Origin of the sequence: Nonomuraea jabiensis (assembly GCF_014204795.1) — a bacterium.
GTDB classification, from domain to species: domain Bacteria; phylum Actinomycetota; class Actinomycetes; order Streptosporangiales; family Streptosporangiaceae; genus Nonomuraea; species Nonomuraea jabiensis.
Map to the genome: position 1 here is coordinate 10,760,655 of NZ_JACHMB010000001.1, position 18,411 is coordinate 10,779,065.

Below are 18,411 nucleotides of genomic sequence, written 5' to 3' on the forward strand. Positions count from 1 at the left end.
GAAGCACGTTGACAACGCACCTCACCGACGCGCACGTGATCGCCTCCGACGAAGAAGCCCTCCGCGTCGCCGCCGACGTCGCGGACAAGATCGGCGCGACCGCGGCCCAGCGGGACCGCGACCGCTCCATCCCCACCGACGAAGTCGAGCTGATCAGAGCCGGCGGCCTGCTCGGGATCACCATCCCCCGCGTACACGGCGGCGCCGGCGTGAGCACGCGCACCCTGGCGGAGGTGACGCGCCTGCTGGCCCAGGCGGACCCGAGCATCGGGCAGATCCCGCAGAACCACTACGTCGCCCTGGACATCGTGCGCCTCGTCGGGGACGAGGCACAGCGCGCCTTCTTCGCCGCCGAGGTGCTGCGCGGCAGGTGGCTGGGCAACGCCACCTCGGAACGGGGCCGCAAGCTCGGCCTCACGAACATCGGCACCCGGCTCACCCCGGCCGGGGACGGATCGGGCGACCATCTCGTCACCGGCACCAAGTACTACTCCACGGGGGCCTACACCTCGCAGTGGATCCCCGTGATGGCCCTGAACCCCGACGACCGCCTCGTGGTGGCCATGGTGGAGCGGCACGCGCCCGGTGTGGAGGTCGTCCACGACTGGACCGCGTTCGGCCAGCGCAGCACGATCAGCGGGACGACCACGCTGTCGGACGTGCGGGTGCCCCGGGAGCGGGTACTGCCCCGGTGGCGCATCTTCGAACGTCCGCAGGTGCACGGCGCCTACGGCCAGATCCTGCACGCCGCGGTCGACCTCGGCATCGCCGACGCGGCCCTGGCCGACGCCACCGGGTACGTCACCGAGCGGACCCGGCCGTGGTGGGAGTCGGGCGTGGAGAACGCCGCCGACGAGCCGTACCTCATCGGCCACGTCGGACGGCTGGACGTACGACGCCGCGCCGCGCACGCCCTGGTCCGCCAGGCCGCGGAGACGCTGGACGCGGCGAACTCCGTGCTCGGCGACCCCGGCGTGCCGCTCGCGGAGCGCGAGCGAGTCGCCGGCGAGGCGTCACTGGCCGTCGCCGCCGCCAAGGTCTTCGCCGCCGAGGTCTCGGTCAAGCTGTCCAACGAGCTGTTCGAGCTGGCGGGAACGAGCTCGACCGATGAGAAGTACGCTCTGGACCGCCACTGGCGCAACGCCCGCACGCACACTCTCCACGACCCGAAACGCTGGAAGTACCACCACCTCGGCGTCCACGCGTTGCACGGGCGGTTCCCGCCGAACCACGGCGGCATCTGACACTCCCTCCGGCACGCCGGGCCGGCGGAGATCTCGTGCTAGCTTTTCCATGTCTTTCTAGTAGAGAAAGTGGGAATTATGAGCACTGATCTCGCCGCCCTCGCCGCTACCCACCGCCCGTACGAGCCGGAGGAATGCGCCGAGCTTGCTCGTCGGGCCGCGGAGCTCGTCGACATCGGCGAGCTGCCGCGAAGCGGACCTGGGGGGTACGTGCTGCTCTGGTCGGACGAGCACTCCATTGCCTGGCTCAACACGTGGTGGGAGGCTCGCGACACCGGCTTCCACGACCACGACGGATCGGCGGTCGGCGTGCACGTCCTGGCGGGCAGGGTGTCCAACGAGGGGCTACCGATCGGAGGCACGCGCCGGGTGGGGATTTACGGAGCGGGCGAGTCGTTCTCCTTTCCCGGGACCGGCATCCACCGGATGGATCACGAGGCGGGCGCGATCACGATCCACGTCTACTCGCCGCCGCTGCGCGGGATCGGCCACTACGAGGTGGTGGACGGGTTCCTGCGCCGCACGCCCGGCTCCCCCGACGAGGCCTCACCGCCGAGCCCGGGGCTGCGCGAGGCGCTCGGCGTCCGCTGATCGAGATCACCAGCGGTCAAGTCGTGGCCGACCTCCAGAGGGTGACGGTCTCGATGAGGTCGCGGGCCAGCAGCACCTCAGCTTGCGAGCGCAGGAAGGTCAGGCCAGGTGCTGGACGCCCGCTCAGGTGCCTGACCAGCGCCTTCCTGCTTGAGGATCTCCCACACGGTGGAGGGTGCGGACCGTGATGCCGAGCACGGTCACAGATCGCGGTGCCGGCGCACAACGGCGAGATGACATTATCGGCAGGCGCAGTGCGCCGGCTCCCAACGCGCCGTCAGGTGGGCCCTTGCCAGGCCATCTTGTGACTGCCCGGAGAAGCGCTCGCTAGCGGGTCTGCGCGAGCAGGATGGTCAAGGTGTCGGCGACCCGCAGCCTGTCCTCCCCCGGCAGGTCCGCGGCCAGCGCCTCCAGCCTGCTGACGATCTCCCCGTGCACCCGTACGGCCAGCTCCTCGCCCTCGGGCGTCAACTCGACCCGGCACGCGCGCCGGTCGGCGTCGTCGCGCACGCGGCGGACCAGGCCGCGCCGCTCCGCCCGGTCCACCAGCCCGGTGAGGCTCGGCTTCTCCAGGTGCAGGAGCCTGCTGAGGTCCGTCATCCCGACCCCGTCGCCGCTCGTCAGCACGCACAGCAGTTGCGCCTGCTGTGGGGTGACGTCCCGCTCGCGGCTCACGTCGGCGAAGACGTGCTGCACCAGGTGCGACATCCGCACCAGCGCCGCGGCGAAGCCCAGCCCGGGCGGCGCCCCGGCGTCCGTCGCGCTCTCCATCCGCACCTCCTGCCGCCGAGTGTAGTTGCGAACAGTTCGTAGTCCTAACTATGTTGTTAGGACTACGAACTGTTCGTAGTGCTAATTAACTCTGGAGGTGAGACCATGCCGACATCCCCCCGGCAGATCGTGACGGCGCTCGTCACGACGGTCTTCGGCTACTCCCTGATGCAGACGGTCGTGGTTCCCGCACTCGGCCTGCTCACCCGCGAACTGCGCACCACCCCGGCCTGGTCGGCCTGGATCCTCAGTGCGTTCCTGCTGTCCAGCGCGGTGCTCACCCCGCTGCTCGGACGGCTCGGCGACCTGTACGGCAAGCGCCGCGTGATGGTCGGCGTGCTCGCAGCGTACGCCGTCGGCATGGCCGGCGCCGCGCTCGCCCAGGACATCGCCCAGCTCATCGCCGCCCGCGTCGTGCAGGGTGCGGCGCTGGCGGTGGTGCCGCTGTCGATGGCGATCCTGCGCGAGGCGCTGCCCAGACAACGGCTGGCGTCCGCGATGGGCCTGGTGTCCGGCATCGTCGGGGCGGGGGCCGGAGCCGGGCTGGTGGTCGGCGGACTGCTCGCCGACCGGCTGTCGTGGCGCTACCTGTTCGTCCTCGGCGCGCTGCTGGCGCTGATCAGCCTGGGCATGGTCGCGCGATGGGTACCTCGCGGTGAGCGCGCCGCCTCCGGCGGGCTCGACGTGCCGGGCTCGCTGCTGCTCGGCCTCAGCCTGGTCGCGGTGCTGCTCGCCCTCACCCAGGGCCCTTCGTGGGGGTGGTCCTCGGCGCCGGTGCTCGGCCTGTTCGCGCTCGGGGCGCTGCTTGCGGCCGCCCTGCTGGTTCTGGAGCGGCGCAGGAGTGACGCGCTCATCGACGTCGCAGAGCTGACCGACCGGCCGATGCTGGCCACGCACCTGGCCGCGCTGCTGTTCGGCGCGGGGTCGTACTTCTTCTACGTGGCGATCCCGCTGTTCGCCCAGCAACAGCCCGGCCCGGACGGGGCCGGCTTCGGCGCCTCGGTCACGGTCGCCGGCCTGCTGATGCTGCCCGGCATGCTGGCCATCATCCCGGCGGGCATGGCGGTCGGCCGGATCTCGGAGGCGTTCAGCTCCCGCTGGCCGCTGGCGATCGGGTTCCTGGCGATGGCCGCGGGCTCGGCGCTGATCGCCATGGCGCACGGCGCGTACTGGCATCACCTGGTGTTCTACGGGATGGTCGGCACGGGGTCCGGGCTCGTCATGGGGGCGCTGCCCAAGCTGATCGCCGACATCGTGCCACCGGCCAGGACCGGCACCGCGAACGGGCTCAACAACATCGCCCGCACCGTCGGCGGTGTCGTCGGCAGCCAGCTCGCCGCCGCTGTGATCGCCTCCGGCAGCGGCGGGCGGGCCGTGGCCGTGCCCGACTCGGCCTTCACCATCCTGTTCTGGCTGGCGGGAGGCGTGGCGGTCCTCGGGGTCGCGGTCTCGCCGTACGCCGTGCGCGTCCTGCGGACGGTGCCGGCATGAGCCTCTTCAGCGAACGCGAGCTGGCCTACCTGCGAGGCGAGCGGCTGCTGGGGCGCCTGGCCACCGTCGGCGCCGACGGCATGCCGCACGTCGTACCCGTCGGCTGGTCCCTCGACGAGACCGGCACGCTCATCGAGATCGGCGGGCGCAATCTCGCCCGCTCCAAGAAGTTCCGCGACATCGCGCGCGACGGCCGCGCCGCAGGACAACCCGTCGACACCTGACTCATGGCCACGATCCGGGTCCGTCGCCGACGACCGGCGATCACTGCCCGCTACCGGCACAGCGTTCCCTCGCCGGCCACCGTACCTGTGCCGGGCCGCCGTTGGGCTGTATCGCTGGGACGGGCCGCCGCTCGATGCTTTCCGGTACGCCGGCGACGCAGTGAATGTGCGTCCGCGGAATCGTGCGCACGGCGGGCACTTGACTGTCGCTCAGTGGGTCAGGCCGCAGGTCGCAGGTGCTGCTGCGCCCATTCCTCGAAGCTGGTCAGCGGGAGGCCGAGGTCCCTGGCGTACTGGGGCCGGGCCGGCTGGCCGGCCACGTTCAACCACTCGTGCGAGCTGCCCATCGCCGGCATGCCGGCGGCGAGTGCCTGCTCCTCGGTCATGTCCGGCGCGACCAGGGGCGTGCCCAGCGCGCGGGAGAGGATTGTGGCGATCTCCGTCATCGGCAGATAGTCGCTCGCCAGCTCCAGTTCGACCCCGTCGAAGCGCTCCGGCGTGGCGATGGCCGCGGCGGCCGCCCTGCCGATGTCGTCGATAGCGACGAGGGACAGGCGGGTCTGCGGCTTTATCACGCTCACCAGGCCGCCCGCGACGCCGCGCGGGAACAGGAACGCCATGGACGGCAGGAAGTTGTCCATGAAGAAGGCCGGCTTGAGGATCGTCCAGTGGGGAAAGCCGGCCGTGCGGACGCGCTCCTCGATCGCGGCCTTGGCGTTCAGCGGGGCGGCCACCGCCTCTCGGCCGGGGCCCTCGATGTGGCGGCCGGCGCCGCTGGTGGACGTGTGCACGAACTGCGGCACTCCCGCGGCCTTCGCGCCTTCGATGAGGTTGACGGCCTGGGCCACCTCATCGTCGAAGTCGAACCCTGCGGTGGTCAGGGGGGCCATCTGCACGGAGAAGACGGCGCGGGCGTCCTTGGCGGCCCGGATCACCGAGTCGCGGTCGTGGAGGTCGCCGGTGACGAGTTCGGCGCCGAGCGCTTCGACGGCTCTGGCCCGGTCGGTGGCCGGGTCGCGGACCAGGGCGCGGACGGGGATGCCGGCTGCGCGCAGGGCGCGGGCGGTGGCGCCGCCCTGTCTGCCGGTGGCGCCGATGACCAGGACGGGCGCGGATGATGCGGGCATGATGCTCCCTAGGACTATAAACGGCGGGGGCCGCCGTTTTCTGTGCGATACGATACGGCGGGCCCCGCCACTTAGCAACACTGGAGATGACACCATGCCCGACCGCCAGCGCGCGGACGCCCGGCGCAACCATGCCCGCGTCCTCGCCGTGGCCGAGGAGGAGGTCGCCACGCACGGCGCCGGAGCCTCCCTGGAGCAGATCGCCCGCGTGGCGGGAGTGGGCTCGGCCACCGTGCGCCCCGTGTGGTGGCGGCGTCGGTGCAGAAGAAGCCCTCGAAGCCGACGCCGAACAGGTCGTTGCCGAAGTCGGCGTGCAGGGCGAGCAGCTTGTCGGTGATCTGAGCGGGGCTGCCGATCAGCGCCGAGCCGCGGGCGACGAAGTCCTCCAGGCTGTCGTATCTGATGGCGGAAGTGTCGGTGCCGGGTGCTTGGGTGTGGGCATGCATTACGGCATCGACGTCGCGATCCTCGGTGAGCTCGCGGAGCCGGCGCGCCTGGTCACTCTCGCCAGGGCGGCCGAGGCGGCCGGATGGGACGCCGTGCTGGTGTGGGATCATCTGGCCTTCGCCTGGGGCACACCGTCGGCGGACCCGTGGGTGGCGCTGGCCGCTGCGGCCCAGGCGACCTCGCGTATCAGGCTGGGCACGGCGGTGACGGCCGTGGCCCGGCATCGCCCGGAGATCCTGGCCCAGACCGTGGCGACGCTCGACAGGCTGAGTGGCGGCCGCGTGATCTTGGGAGCCGGGCTGGGCGGCGTGCGGGAGGAGTTCACCGCCTTCGGCTCGGCGCGTCCCGGCGGGGCGGTGCTTGATGAGGCACTCGACGTGATGACCTCGCTCTGGTCCGGTGACGAGGTCCATCACCGGGGCGCTCATTACACCGTGAACGGGGTGCGGCTCGCGCCGTTGCCGTTCCAGCGCCCTCGGGTCCCGGTGTGGGTCGGCGGCACGGCCGCAGGCGCCCTTCGGCGGGCCGCCCGCTGGGATGGCTGGATCGTCGCCGGCGACGACCAGGAGGGCCGCATGACGCTCTCGCCCGACTCCCTCGCCGCTCAGGTCAGCGAGCTGCGCCGGCACCGGACCGGCGCAGGCGATCTCGAGGTGGCGGTCATCGGAGTGAGCGAGCCGGGCTCGCCGGTGCGGGCCTACGCCGAGGCGGGCGCCACGTGGTGGCTGGAGCACCTCCACGGCTACCGGGGGCCGGTGCAACGGCTGGTGCAGCGTGTGAAGGCGGGCCCGCCCGCGTGAAGCACCTGCGGTGCGGGCGCGGCACCTCGGCGGCTGCGGGAGCATTCAGCAGCACAGGCGGGCGATGTAGCCGGAACCTGCCGGGTCGCGTTCCAGGGCCTCCAGGATCGGCGCCGACTCGGCGGCAGCACGGCGCCGCCAGGACCTCGGGCGCCTGCGCCGGGCCGCCCAGCAGGCCAAAGTAGGCACGTCAGGCATGTTGGCCGGCCTTGCAGGCATGTGCTCCGAAGGCGACACCGCGCCGACGATAACGAGGTCCGTCCGGGGCGGCGGGCGATGGGACCACCTTGTCTGAGGCCGTTCTGGACGACGATGATCCAATGTGCGAACATACGTTCGACAATCGTCCTCCAGAATGGAGTGCATGTGCGCCTCACAAGCTCTGGCCGTCCTCCTCTTTCCCACCGATTAGCCGCCCTGGCCGGGTCCCTGCTCCTGGCAGCGGTCCTGCTCGTCGTTCAGGCACCCGCCGCCTCGGCCGCCGACATCGTCACCGACCTCGGCGTCGCCGCCGACAGAGGCGGCGACGTGGTGGCACAGAGCGGCAAAATCTTCGTCGCCGCCGACGATCGGATCGTGGTCACCAAGAGCGACGGCGCGCTCATCGACACGATCAGCGGCCTGTCCGGTGCCGTGGCGCTGTCCGTGGCGGACAACGGCAGGAAGGTGTACGCGGCGCTGCGCGATTCGCATGAAGTGATCGAGATCGACATCGCAACGCTTGCCATCACCAAGCGGATCGACCTCACCGCCTACCCGTGCCCGTCCACGCTGGCCCAGTCGTACGAGCGGCTGTGGGTCGGATACGGGTGCGGCCAAGCGGGGGAAGGAGGCGTCGTCGCTCTCGAGCTGTGGAGGCCGACCCCCACCCTCGTCCCGGTCGGGCCAGGCACGACGCAGCCTCCGCTGGTCGCCGTCGCCGGGAGCACTCTGGTGGCGGGAGAGCCGGGAGCCGACCCCGCCTCGATCAGGGTGTACGACGTCAGCAGCACCCCGGCCACCCCGCGCGGGGAGATCCGCGCTGACACGTCCCTGCGGGACCTCGCCCTCGGCGACTACGGGTCAGCGGCGCTGTCGGCGCTGGCCGACACCCACCAGTTCGACGCCTGGGACACGACGACCAACGCCAAGACACGCGCCTACGACAGCGGCGAGCTGAGCGAGCACGGCCTGCCCACCGCCGTCGCGGCCAGCCCGGACGGAGCCTATGTCGTGGGCGGCTGGAACTCCTCCGCGGGCGACGCGGCGGAGATCGTGGTGTACGACCCGGCCACCGCGGAGGTGATCTACTCGGCCGGCCACCAGGGGAAGGCGCTGGTGCCGGGCAGCATCGCCTTCTACGGCGTACTCACCTACGCGGTGCTGAAGGAGCCTGACACCGGGCGGATGCACCTCTGGCGGCTGCCGCGTTCGCCTTACCACGCCTCCACCCTGACCATGACGGCTCCCTCCGAGGCGACCGCGCTCAAGCAGCTGACCTTCAGCGGGCGGCTCACGCTGAGCACCGGCGCGCTGCCCGGCGTGCAGACGCTCGAGCTGTACCGCTGGCTCCCCGACGGTACCTCCCGGCCCTTCCAGGAAGTCACCACGGAGGCGGACGGCACGTACCAGTTCACCGATACCGCGCCGAAATGGGGGTCGTACGAATATCGGTTGTACTGGCCGGGCAACTCATGGTTCAGGGGCAGCGGCGCCTCGGCCATCGTCAAGGTGGGCCTGTACCAGCCGGTGCTCACGGTGACCGGCCCGACCACCGGCGTCGTCGGCGAGCGACTCGAATTCAACGGGACGTTCGCCGCCGACGGCATCACCTTCCCGCTTACCATTGTCACCGTCGTACGTAATGTCTCCAACCCCGAGGGCACTACCTCGAAAGCCCTGGCCAAGATGACTGCCGCTGCCGACGGGTCGTTCAGCTTCGCTGACACGCCGACGACGGCCGGCAAGCACACGTACGTCATCCAGCTGGTGGGAAACTCGACACTCGAGCCGGCGAAGACCACCCACGTGGTCGTCGTCTCCCAGCCCCCCGCGTAACCTCCCGACGGGGTGACGGCGATCCGAATCGCCGTCACCCATGCATCCTCGGAGCCGCCCTGTACATGGTGGGAATCGGCACGCTCCTGGCGGGGCTCTGCATGTTTGCCAGACGGTACGTGCCGGCTGGACTATTCACCTTCGCTTCGATCATGGCGCTGTGTGCCGCGTGGCATATCAGATTGTTCCCGTTCAACTCTTGACGCCGACCGGGGCACCTCGATGACCCCCAAGCCGGTCGCGGCGCTGCCGGCCGGCTTGAACCTCGCCCAAAGCCGAAGACCGGCGGAAGTGGACCGGAAGAGGGCCGTCCTACACTCACTCGCGCCCGCGGCCAGGCCAGATGATCTACGATTTGGAGCATTATGCGACGAAAAATACCCATGCTCGCCACCGCCTTCATGATGTTGGCGACGGTTTTACCGTTATCGGCGACCCAGGCGGCCGGCGCCACGGACGACGAAGGCCGGCGCGGCATCACCTGGGGACCGTGTGAGGAGGAGCCCACCGTCGAGTGCGGCACGCTGGCCGTGCCGATCGACTGGTCCAAGCCGTACGGGGCCACCGTGAAACTGGCGCTGGCGCGGCGTAAGGCCACCGATCCGTCCGCGCGGATCGGTTCCTTGTTGACCAACCCGGGTGGGCCCGGCAACTCCGGGGTGAATGACATCCTGCGGCCGTCTGGGTTCAGTGAGGACGTTCAGCGGCGGTTCGACATCGTCAGTTACGACCCCCGGGGCGTGGCTCGCAGCGGCTCGACGACCTGTACGGCGTCGGTGTACAACGAGATGCCGTACCCGGTGATGACCAGCCAGGCCGACTACGACAAGTGGGTGGCCTTCAATGCGAAGCTGCACGCCGACTGCCGCAAGCAGACCGGCCCGCTGTACGACCACCTCGACTCGGCCAACGTGGCGCGGGACATGGACGCCATCCGGGCCGCGCTGGGCGAGGACAAGCTGACCTCCTACGGCGTGTCGTACGGCACGCTGGCCCAGCAGATGTACGCCGAGATGTACCCGAACCGGATCCGGGCCATGGTGCTGGACAGCAACATGGACCACAGCCTGAACGTCAAGGGCTTCCAGGTGACCGAGGCGGCCACCGTCCAGGACAGCTTCGACGAGTTCGTCGCCTGGTGCGAGCGGGACACCGACTGCGTCCTGCACGGCCGCGACGTCAAGGCGCTGTGGAAGGGGCTGCTGGAGAAGGCGGACCGCGGCGAGCTGTACTGGCCGGGCTTCACCGACCGCCCGGTGAGTGCGCACAACCTGCTGTGGCTGGGCGTGGTGCTCAACGAGGCGCCGGTCTGGCGGCAGGAGGCCAAGGTGCTGCTCGCCCTGGACGGCGGACCGATACCGGACGACATGGGCAACCCGCCCGGGAACGGACCCGTGAACGGCGAGTTCGCCGAACTTCCGACCGCGATCCTCTGCCAGGACTGGAACCTGTCGCTGCGCAACTACGACGAGTACGCCGACGTGATGCGCGCCTCCAACGCGGTGGCGCCTGACCTGCGCTACAACCCGATGCCGATGGGCGACATGCCGCTCTGCCAGGGCCACCAGGTCCCGGTCAACAACCCGCAGCACCGGCTGCGGTACACCGGGAGCACACCGCTGCTGGTGGGCACCTCCATGCACGACCCGGACACGCCGTACGAGTGGTCGGCCAACGTGGCCCGCCAGCTCGGCGCCAAGGCCACGCTGCTGACGTACGAGGGCTGGGGCCACGGCATCTACGGCATGACCCAGTGCACCACGGAAGCGATGGACAACTACCTGATCTCGCTGACCGTGCCCGCGCGGGGCGCCCGCTGCCCGGCGGAAGAGCCGCAGGGCTGAAACCGTACGTCTCGATGGTCTGCTCAGCGTGCTCGGCCAGGCGGTCGCCCTCGACCAGCAGAACATCGCGGCCAGGATCGCAGTTTCGGCTGCTGCGCCGCGGCCTTCTTGTCCAGGGGGACGGTGGGCGGCGGCCACTGTGTGGCCGCCGCCCGGCCTGGTGGGTCATTCGGAGGAGAAGGCGGCGTCGAAAGCGGCGGCCGGTGGGGTGATGGCGTTGAGCGAGCGGATGTAGGCGAGGGATTCCGGCGCGCCGTGCAGCCGGTCCATGCCCGCGTCCTCCCACTCGATGGAGATCGGGCCGTCGTAACCGATGTGGTTGAGCGCGCGGAAGCACGCCTCCCACGGCACGTCGCCCCGGCCTGTGGATACGAAGTCCCAGCCACGCCGGGGGTCGGCCCACGCCAGGTGGGAGGCCAGACGGCCGCGCCGGCCGTCGCGGGTGGCCACCCGGGCGTCCTTGCAGTCCACGTGGTAGATCCGGTCGGCGAAGTCGAGGATGAAGTTCGCCGGGTCCAGGTCCTGCCACACCATGTGCGAGGGGTCCCAGTTCAGGCCGAAGGCCGGCCGGTGCCCGATGGCCTCCAGCGTCCGCACCGTGGTGTGGTAGTCGTAGGCGATCTCGCTCGGGTGCACCTCATGGGCGAAGCGCACCCCGACCTCGTCGAAGACGTCGACGATCGGGTTCCACCGGTCGGCGAAGTCGGCGTAGCCCGCCTCGATCATCGACGGGGGCACCGGCGGGAACATCGCCAGCGTGTGCCAGATTGACGAGCCGGTGAAGCCGACGACGGTCGTCACGCCGAGCGCGGCCGCCGCGCGGGCGGTGTTCTTGATCTCTTCGGCGGCGCGCCGCCGAACGCCTTCGGGTTCGCCGTCGCCCCAGATGCGAGCGGGCAGGATGCCCTTGTGGCGCTCGTCGATGGGGTGGTCGCAGACCGCCTGGCCGACCAGGTGGTTGGAGATCGTCCACACACCGAGGTTGTACTTGGCCAGGGTCTCCTTCTTGCGTTCGATGTAGGAGTCGTCCGCGAGGGCCCTGTCGACCTCGAAGTGGTCGCCCCAGCAGGCGATCTCCAGGCCGTCGTAGCCCCACTCCGACGCCAGCCGGCAGACCTCCTCGAACGGCAGGTCCGCCCACTGCCCGGTGAACAACGTGACCGGCCTCGTCATGATCCCTCCACAGTGATGAAGCGGCTGTCCTCAGCCGCGCTCTGCTCGACGGCCGCCAGCACCCGCTGCACCCGCAGGCCGTCCTCGAAGGACGGTGCGGGGTCGGTGCCCGCGGCGATCGCCTCCAGGAAGTCCTTCATCTCGTGGACGAAGGTGTGCTCGTACCCGAGGCCGTGGCCCGGCGGCCACCACGCCCCGGCGTACGGGTGGTCCGGCTCGGTGACCAGCACCCGCCGGAAGCCGTGCTCGGCGCTGTCGATGGTGTGGTCATGGAACCACAGGTCGTTCATCGACTCGAAGTCGAAGGCCAGGCTGCCCAGGGCGCCGTTGATCTCGATGCGCAGCGCGTTCTTGCGCCCGGTCGCGAAACGGGTGGCCTCGAAGGAGGCCAGCCCGCCGCCGCTGAGCCGTCCGATGAACAGCGCCGCGTCGTCCACGGTGACCGCGCCCCTCCCGGTTCCGCCGCCGGCCGAGAGCCCGGCCGAACTGGCCGCCAGGGGACGTTCCTTGACGAAGGTCTCGGTCAACGCCGTCACCCCGGTCAGCCGCTCACCGGTGATGAACTCGGCGGTGTCGATGATGTGGGCGCCGATGTCGCCGAGGGCCCCGGAGCCGGCCTTGTCCTTCTGGAGCCGCCAGACCAGGGGAAACTCGGGGTCGACGATCCAGTCCTGCAGATACTGCGCCCGTACGTGCCGGATCTGGCCGAGCATGCCCTCTTCGACGAACCGCCGGGCCAGCGCGATGGCGGGCACGCGGCGGTAGTTGAAGGCGACCATGCTGCGCACGCCGCGCGCCGCCGCCTCCTTCGCCGCCGCGGCCATGGCCTCGGCCTCGGCGACGGTGTTGGCGAGCGGCTTCTCGCAGATCACGTGCTTGCCTGCCGCCAGCGCCGCGACGGCGATCTCGGCGTGCGAGTCGCCTGGCGTGCAGATGTCGACGATCTGCACGTCGTCGCGGTCGAGCAGGCGCTTCCAGTCGGTCTCCGCGCCGGCCCACCCCAGCTTCTCGGCGGCCTGCGCGGTCGCCTCGGCGGATCTGCCGGCCACGGCCACCATCGAGGGCCTGAGCGGCAGGTCGAAGAACGCGTCCACGGTGCGCCACGCCTGGGAGTGGGTACGGCCATGAACGCGTAGCCGACCATGCCGATCCCGATGACAGGCCTCATGACTCGAACCCGAGAGGCAGGTACTGGGCGGCGTTGTCCTTGGTGATGGTCTCCGAAGCCAGGGTGATCGACTGCGGCACCTGCTGCTCCAGCAGGTCACTCATGCCCTTGCCCTGGGCGATCAGCCGGGCGATCTTGATCGCCGAGGCGGCCATGGTGGGAGGATAGGTGACGGTGGCCTTCAGCACGCCGCTGTCGGCCTGGATGTCACGCATCGCGTTGGCCGAGCCCGCGCCACCGACCATGAAGAACTCGTTGCGACCGGCCTCCTTGATCGCCGCCAGCACGCCGATGCCCTGGTCGTCGTCGTGGTTCCAGATCGCGTCGATCTTCTTGTGCGCCTGGAGCAGGTTGGCGGCCACCTGCGTCCCGGACTCCACCGTGAACTTGGCGTCCTGTTGCGCGGTCACCTTGAAGCCGTACGTCTTCAGCGCGTCGGCGAAGCCCTTGCTGCGGTCCTGGGTCAGCGGCAGCGTGGCGATGCCCTGGATCTCCAGGATGACCGGGTTGGAGACGCCCTTGTCCTTCAGCGTCTTGCCGATGTGGTGTCCGGCGGCCACACCCATGCCGTAGTTGTCCCCTCCGATCCAGGCCCGGTACGACAGCTTGTCCGGGAAGACGCGGTCCACGTTGACCACCGGGATGCCCGCGTCCATGGCCTGCCGGGCGACCTGGTTGAGCTGCTGGCCGTCGTTCGGCAAGATCACCAGCACGTTGACCTTCGCCTGGATCAGCGACTCCACCGCCGAGATCTGCTGGTTGATGTCGTTGGTCGGCTCGACCGGCTTGAATTCGACGTCGGTGTACTGCTTGGCCGCGTCCGCCGCGTTCTTGCTGATGGCGGCGATCCAGCCGTGGTCGGCGGCCGGGGCCGAGAAGCCGATGACGACCTTCTCGCCAGGGGCGTCGTTGCCGTCCTTGGCCGCGGAAGCGGCGGCGGGCGCGCTCGCCTGCTGGGTGGCGACCGGCTCGTTGCTGGTGCAGGCGCTGATGAGGGCGCCCGCGCCGAGGGCGGCGCCGCTGAAGAGGAAGCCGCGCCGGGCGACGTTCTTGTCCATGTCTGCTCTCCTTGCTGAAGCCGGAAGGCTTGCGATCCGGCCCTGGTGTCAGGTGTGTGTTCTGAGGCTTCGCCGCTGCAGCAGCACGGCGGCGACGATGATCGCGCCCTTGGCGATGAGCTGGTCGGCGGTGTTCAGGCCGTTCAGGATGAACAGGTTGGTGATCACAGTGAAGATCAGCAGACCGAGGATCGATCCGATGATCGTGCCCCGGCCGCCGCTCAGCAGCGTCCCGCCGATGATCACCGCGGCGATCGCGTCCAGCTCGTACAGGTCGCCGTGGGTGGACGATCCGGTCGTGGTCCTGGCCATGATCAGCACCGCGGCGATCCCGCAGCACAGCCCCGACAGGGCGTACAACAGCAGCGTGTGCTTGCGCACGTCGATGCCGGCCAGGCGGGCGGCCTCGGGGTTGCCGCCGACCGCGTAGGTGCGCCGGCCGAACGTCGTGCGGTTGAGCACCAGCCAGCCGAGCAGCACCACCAGCGCGAACACGTACACCAGCAGCGGCAGCCCGAGCACCCGCGTGGTCGACAGGCTCACGATCATCGAGTTGTCCTGCTGCACGAGCTGTGTGCGCTGGTTGGACATCCGCTGCGCCAGGCCGCGCGCGGCCACCATCATCGCCAGCGTCGCGATGAACGGCACCATCCGGCCATAGGCGATCAAGATCCCGTTCAGCAGGCCCGCGCCGGTGCCCACCAGCACCGCGCACACGATCATCACGACCGGCCCGTAGGACTGGGTCGCCAGCGTGGTCGCCCATACCGACGCCAACGCCATCAGCGCGCCCACCGACAGATCGATGCCACCACCGATGATCACGAACGTCATGCCGACAGTGATCACCCCGATGGTCGAGGCCAGCGCCAGGATGCTCACCAAGTTGGAGGAGGTGGCGAAGTTCTCCGGCCTCGTCACCAGTCCCACGATCGCCAGCAGTGTCAACGCCGCGACCAGCCCCAGATGCCGGACCTCACCCAGCCGGCCGAACCGCCCGCCCGGTCCCGCCGCCTTCAAACGCGGACCTGTCGGCGCGGCCCGATCAACCTCAGTCATGCGATGCTCCTTCGGTGGGGAGATTTGCCACATCGGATCCGGGCCTCTGTCCTGCGGAGACCATCACCAGGTCGAGCACCCGGTGCTCGTCCAGATCCTCGGCCGGCGCCTCATGGACGATCCGGCCCTCGCGGATGACCAGCACGCGGTCGGCCAGGCCCAGCACTTCAGGCACCTCGCTGGACACCAGCAGCACACCGATGCCGTCGTCGGCCAGCTTGCGCACCAGCGCGTACAGCTCGGCCCGGGCACCGACGTCCACCCCACGCGTGGGCTCGTCCAGCAGCAGCAGCTTGCGGTCCTCGGCCAGCCAGCGTCCCAGCACCGCCTTCTGCTGGTTGCCGCCCGACAAGGTCCTGATCGGGCGGCGCGGATCGGGCGGGCGAATGTCCAGCGCCTGCGACAACCGTTCGGCCTCGGCGAACTCGCTCCGGCGGTCGAGCCAGCCCAGCCACCGCGGCCTGGTGTAGCGGCTCAGGCTCGCCAGCGTGATGTTCTGCGCGACGGGGTGGTCCAGCAGCAACGCCTGCGCCTTGCGCTCCTCGGGGGCCAGGCCCATGCCCATCCGCACCGCGCGGGTCGTGCTGCCCGGCGGCACCGTCCGCCCGTCGAGCACGACCCGGCCACCGGCCCGCCGCGCGCCGTAGATCGCCTCGATGATCTCGCTGCGGCCGGAGCCGACCAGACCCGCCAGGCCGACGATCTCCCCGGCCCTGATGCTGAACGACACGTCCGCGAACCGGCCGGTCAGCGTCAGGTTCTCCACCCGCAGCACCTCGGGCCGCCCCTCGTGGGCTCCCCTGCCCGGCCGGGGCGGGAAGACGTACTCGACGTTGCGGCCGGTCATCAGCGCCACGATCTTCGAGGTCGGGGTGTCCTTGGCCGCCAGCCCCACCGCGACCGTGCGCCCGTCCTTGAGCACGGTGACTCGGTCACCGATCTCGCGGATCTCCTCCAACCGGTGGGAGATGTAGATCACCGCCACGCCCTGGGAGGTGAGGTCACGGATCACCCGGAACAGGTTGCCGACCTCGTCGTGGTCCAGCGCGGCCGACGGCTCGTCCATGATGATCAGCCGGGCCGAGTGCGACAGCGCCCTGGCCATGCTGACGATCTGCTTGTGGGCCGGCGACAGCGAGCCCACCTCGGTGCGGGGGCGGATCTCGCCGTGCCCCAGCCGCTCGAGCAGCTCGGCCGTCGCCCGGTCGGCCTCGGCCCGGCGGGAGAACCCGAAGGTCGCCAACTCGTGGCCGAGGAAGATGTTCTCCGTCACGCTCAACCCGTCCACCAGATCGAGTTCCTGGTAGATGGTGGCGATTCCGTGGCTCATCGCCGCGGTCGGCGGCGCCAGCCGTACGGGCGAGCCGTCGAGCAGCACCTCGCCCTCGTCGGGTTCGTGGGCACCGGACAGGATCTTGATGAGCGTGGACTTCCCGGCGCCGTTCTGGCCGAGCAGACAGTGCACCTCTCCGGCTCTGACCTCAAGGTTCACGCCGTCCAAGGCGCGCACGCCCGGGAACTGCTTGACGATTCCTCGCATCACGAGCAGCGATGACGAGTCGGATGGTGACCGCGGCACAGGGGCCTCCCTCGGTTACGGTGTGGCCATGCCCATCAGGTGGGCCCATCAGGTGGGCCCACCTGATGGGCCCACCTGACGGCCCCGCCCGCCTGACGGCGCCGGTTGGCACCGCCGCTACGGCACCGAGGTCGGCGTCAACGGTGCCGGTGCGGCTTCCGGTGACCGATCAGGCGGGCGGGACGTTCTGGGTGGAAAATCGCACAGGGGTTCCCGCCCGCCTGACCGCAGGCCCCATGGCCGCGGCACGCGAAATGGGCGGGATGTGCCGAGGCGGTGCGGAACAGGACGGTCAGGCGGACGGGAGGATGGTCGGAGGCGTTCGGATCGAGATGCTTGTGGGGTCGGACAGTGCACGTTCCACGACGACTCCGGCCGCTCCGCGTGAGGCGGCGCCGAAGCCGAGGTCGGAGGCGGCGAACCGGCAGCGCTCGACGGCGTCGCTCATGCCCAGGCGTGCCAGCGTCTGTTGCGCTGCGGGGATGATCAGGTCGGCGAGTCGCGCGAAGTACCCGCCCAGCACGATCACCCGTGGGTTGAACAGGTTGACCAGCATGGCCGCCCCGATGCCGAGCCACCGGCCCACCTCCGCGGCGGCGGCGTCGACGCGGGGATCTCCCTCGGCCCGTCGGTGCTCGATCTCGGCCAGCCGCTCCTCCGGGTCACGGACGAGTTGCGGGCCAGTGCCGTACGCGCGGTCCGGTGTGGCCATGCGGACCAGCGCGGCCAGCCCGACCTTGGTCTCCCAGCAGCCGACCCGGCCGCAGCGGCACGACTCGCCGGAGGGATCGATCACGACGTGGCCGACCTCCCCCGCGAATCCGTCCGCTCCGCCCAGCAGCCGGCCGCCGGCGATGACGCCGCCGCCGATGCCCACCTCGCCTGTGAGGTAGACCAGGTCGGAGGTGCCCGCCGCGACGCCCGAGGTGTACTCGGCCAGGGCGGCGAGGTTGGCGTCGTTGTCCACCGCGACGGGGATGTCCGCGGCGATGTTCGCGTGGGACAGCCGCTCCGTCACCGCCACCCCGCGCCAGCCCAGGTTCGGGGCGACGACGACGGTGCCGGTGGTGGCGTCGATCAGGCCGGGGACGGCCACGGTGATCCCGGCCGGCGTGATCCCGAGCCGGTCGAGGTCGGCGACGATCCTCTCGGCCATGCGGGCCAGCTCGTCCAGCGAGCGTTCCGGGCCGGACCCCATGGCGTCGAAACCGATGCGCCGGTCGATGATCACCCTGCCGGCCAGGTCGGTGGCGATCGCGGCGATGTAGTCGACGTTGACTTCCATGCCGAGGGCGCCGACCCGGGAGCCGTCCAGGGCGAGCGCGACACCCGGGCGGCCGACGGAGCCGGCGTGCTGCGGCCCCATCTCCTTGACCAGTCCGCGCGCCTGCAGCTCGCTCACCAGGCTGGTGACGGTCGCCTTGTTCAGCCCGGTCGCGGCGGCGACGGCCGATCGGGTGCACGGGCCGCACGCGCTGACGTGACGCAGCACGAGGGCGAGGTTGGAACGGCGCACGGTGGCCTGATCCGCGGGAACTCCCGCGGACCCGCCGCGACTCATCGAGTCGGTCGCGTGGCCGTCGGCCCGGCTGTGGTCCACGCTCCTCCTCGATTAGTTCAGATGGCTAGCCGAATTAAAGGCACGACTTCCGGCGTGCACAAGTATTAAATCGTTCGTAACTTGCATAACTTTCCGATAACTGGAGCGAGAAGTGTGGCCGAAGTGCACCGAAGTGAGCGATGCCAACTCGTTACGGACTTGAGGGGTGCGTGGTTGGACATCGCCGTGTTACAACCC

The 18,411-nt window shown here is 70.2% G+C and carries 16 protein-coding genes; 7 read left to right on the forward strand and 9 right to left on the reverse strand.

All coding sequences use genetic code 11. The features are described 5' to 3' along the window. Positions 1 to 8 precede the first annotated feature (8 nt). Positions 9 to 1,244 carry an SfnB family sulfur acquisition oxidoreductase gene (locus tag HD596_RS49295; protein WP_221519950.1) on the forward strand — a complete coding sequence of 412 codons (1,236 nt, stop codon included), beginning with the start codon at positions 9 to 11 and terminating at the stop codon, positions 1,242 to 1,244. A 78-nt stretch (positions 1,245 to 1,322) separates the two neighbouring features. After that, the gene (locus tag HD596_RS49300) at positions 1,323 to 1,835 is read left to right on the forward strand and encodes a cupin domain-containing protein (RefSeq protein ID WP_185076220.1); all 513 of its coding nucleotides are present in this window, start codon (positions 1,323 to 1,325) and stop codon (positions 1,833 to 1,835) included. Positions 1,836 to 2,162: 327 nt separating this feature from the next. Here the strand turns inward: HD596_RS49300 and HD596_RS49305 are convergent, their stop codons facing one another. Beyond that, positions 2,163 to 2,606 carry a MarR family winged helix-turn-helix transcriptional regulator gene (locus HD596_RS49305; RefSeq protein ID WP_185076221.1) on the reverse strand — a complete coding sequence of 148 codons (444 nt, stop codon included), beginning with the start codon at positions 2,604 to 2,606 and terminating at the stop codon, positions 2,163 to 2,165. A gap of 105 nt (positions 2,607 to 2,711) precedes the next feature. On the opposite strand from HD596_RS49305, the gene HD596_RS49310 reads away from it, so the two are divergent. Further along, the gene (locus HD596_RS49310; RefSeq protein ID WP_185076222.1) at positions 2,712 to 4,097 is read left to right on the forward strand and encodes an MFS transporter; all 1,386 of its coding nucleotides are present in this window, start codon (positions 2,712 to 2,714) and stop codon (positions 4,095 to 4,097) included. Continuing rightward, on the forward strand, positions 4,094 to 4,321 hold the full coding sequence (locus HD596_RS49315; RefSeq protein WP_185076223.1) for a PNPOx family protein: 228 nt from the start codon (positions 4,094 to 4,096) through the stop codon (positions 4,319 to 4,321). Before HD596_RS49310 ends, HD596_RS49315 begins: the two co-directional genes overlap by 4 nt. A gap of 218 nt (positions 4,322 to 4,539) precedes the next feature. Here HD596_RS49315 and HD596_RS49320 read toward each other — a convergent pair whose 3' ends face one another. Then, entirely contained in the window at positions 4,540 to 5,448 is a 909-nt protein-coding gene (locus HD596_RS49320; protein ID WP_185076224.1) for an NmrA family NAD(P)-binding protein, read from the reverse strand. Between the two features lie 440 nt (positions 5,449 to 5,888). Between HD596_RS49320 and HD596_RS49325 the strand changes: the two genes are divergently transcribed. Beyond that, positions 5,889 to 6,695 (forward strand): TIGR03619 family F420-dependent LLM class oxidoreductase, encoded by an 807-nt coding sequence (locus HD596_RS49325; protein ID WP_185076225.1) that lies wholly within the window; start codon positions 5,889 to 5,891, stop codon positions 6,693 to 6,695. Between the two features lie 45 nt (positions 6,696 to 6,740). Here the strand turns inward: HD596_RS49325 and HD596_RS49330 are convergent, their stop codons facing one another. Then, positions 6,741 to 6,884 carry a hypothetical protein gene (locus HD596_RS49330; protein ID WP_185076226.1) on the reverse strand — a complete coding sequence of 48 codons (144 nt, stop codon included), beginning with the start codon at positions 6,882 to 6,884 and terminating at the stop codon, positions 6,741 to 6,743. A 177-nt stretch (positions 6,885 to 7,061) separates the two neighbouring features. Here HD596_RS49330 and HD596_RS49335 point away from each other — a divergent pair, with 177 nt between their 5' ends. Continuing rightward, the gene (locus HD596_RS49335) at positions 7,062 to 8,732 is read left to right on the forward strand and encodes a YncE family protein (protein WP_185076227.1); all 1,671 of its coding nucleotides are present in this window, start codon (positions 7,062 to 7,064) and stop codon (positions 8,730 to 8,732) included. Between the two features lie 365 nt (positions 8,733 to 9,097). Further along, complete coding sequence (locus tag HD596_RS49340) at positions 9,098 to 10,576, forward strand: alpha/beta fold hydrolase (protein WP_185076228.1); 1,479 nt, start codon at positions 9,098 to 9,100, stop codon at positions 10,574 to 10,576. 165 nt (positions 10,577 to 10,741) lie between these two features. Here HD596_RS49340 and HD596_RS49345 read toward each other — a convergent pair whose 3' ends face one another. From HD596_RS49345 to HD596_RS49370, 6 genes are all read right to left on the reverse strand, one after another. After that, positions 10,742 to 11,749, reverse strand: a complete 1,008-nt coding sequence (locus HD596_RS49345) for a sugar phosphate isomerase/epimerase family protein (RefSeq protein WP_185076229.1) — start codon at positions 11,747 to 11,749, stop codon at positions 10,742 to 10,744. Further along, on the reverse strand, positions 11,746 to 12,843 hold the full coding sequence (locus HD596_RS49350; protein WP_313046549.1) for a Gfo/Idh/MocA family protein: 1,098 nt from the start codon (positions 12,841 to 12,843) through the stop codon (positions 11,746 to 11,748). Before HD596_RS49350 ends, HD596_RS49345 begins: the two co-directional genes overlap by 4 nt. 70 nt (positions 12,844 to 12,913) lie before the next feature. Then, positions 12,914 to 13,975 carry an ABC transporter substrate-binding protein gene (locus HD596_RS49355; protein WP_185076230.1) on the reverse strand — a complete coding sequence of 354 codons (1,062 nt, stop codon included), beginning with the start codon at positions 13,973 to 13,975 and terminating at the stop codon, positions 12,914 to 12,916. 48 nt (positions 13,976 to 14,023) lie between these two features. Further along, on the reverse strand, positions 14,024 to 15,034 hold the full coding sequence (locus tag HD596_RS49360) for an ABC transporter permease (RefSeq protein ID WP_185076231.1): 1,011 nt from the start codon (positions 15,032 to 15,034) through the stop codon (positions 14,024 to 14,026). Continuing rightward, a complete protein-coding gene (locus tag HD596_RS49365) occupies positions 15,027 to 16,574 on the reverse strand; it encodes a sugar ABC transporter ATP-binding protein (protein WP_185076232.1) in 1,548 nt (515 codons plus the stop codon). The genes HD596_RS49360 and HD596_RS49365 overlap by 8 nt, the downstream gene beginning before the upstream one ends. Positions 16,575 to 16,905: 331 nt before the next feature. Then, entirely contained in the window at positions 16,906 to 18,213 is a 1,308-nt protein-coding gene (locus tag HD596_RS49370) for an ROK family transcriptional regulator (RefSeq protein WP_313046553.1), read from the reverse strand. Positions 18,214 to 18,411: the final 198 nt, after the last annotated feature.